1 protein-coding gene is annotated in these 738 nt (G+C 65.3%); it reads left to right on the top strand.

Annotated features, from left to right (window positions below):
- The coding region (locus JDV09_RS24935) for an IS1634 family transposase (RefSeq protein WP_221371827.1) at positions 1-738 on the top strand (738 nt) is incomplete at both ends.

Here is a 738-nt window from a genome sequence, read left to right as displayed (position 1 = left end):
CGGGCCAGCGACGCTGGTGCTCTACGACGTGACGACGCTGTACTTCGAGACCGACACCGGCGACGGGTTCCGTGAGCCCGGATTCTCCAAGGAGCGTCGCCTGGAACCTCAAATTACCGTCGGGCTGCTGACCGACGCCTCGGGGTTCCCGCTGACCGTGGCGGCCTTTGAGGGCAACAAAGCCGAGACCGCCACGATGCTGCCGGTGATCAAGTCCTTCAAGACCGCTCACCAGCTCACCGATGTCACCGTCGTCGCTGATGCGGGCATGATCTCTGAAGCCAACCAGATCGACATCGCCGCGGCTGGATTGACCTACATCCTGGGTGCCCGCATCCCGTTGCTGCCCGACGTCGTGCGCGAGTGGCACACCACACACCCTGATCAGGCCATCCCCGACGGTCTGATCCTGACCCAGCCGTGGCCGGCCACCAGCCGTGAGAAGACCCGCGGCATCCCCGAGCGGGTGATCCACTACCAGTACCGCGCTGACCGGGCCCGACGCACCCTGCGCGGCATCGACGAGCAGATCGCCAAAGCGCAGAAAGCTGTGGACGGGAAAGCCCCGCTCAAACGCAACCGGTTCATCACCTTGACCGGCGAGACCAAGTCGATCGACCGCGACCTGGAAGCCAAGGCGCGCGCCCTGGCCGGCTGGAAGGGCTACACCACCAACCTCACCGACCAGACCCCCGAGTTCGTCATCGGTGCCTACCACCACCTGTGGCGCATCGAGAA

The sequence above is a fragment of the Mycolicibacterium xanthum genome (genome assembly GCF_019710635.1).
GTDB lineage: Bacteria > Actinomycetota > Actinomycetes > Mycobacteriales > Mycobacteriaceae > Mycobacterium > Mycobacterium xanthum.
Note: the sequence above shows the minus strand (reverse complement) of the source record. Positions and strands in the feature narration are given on the sequence as shown.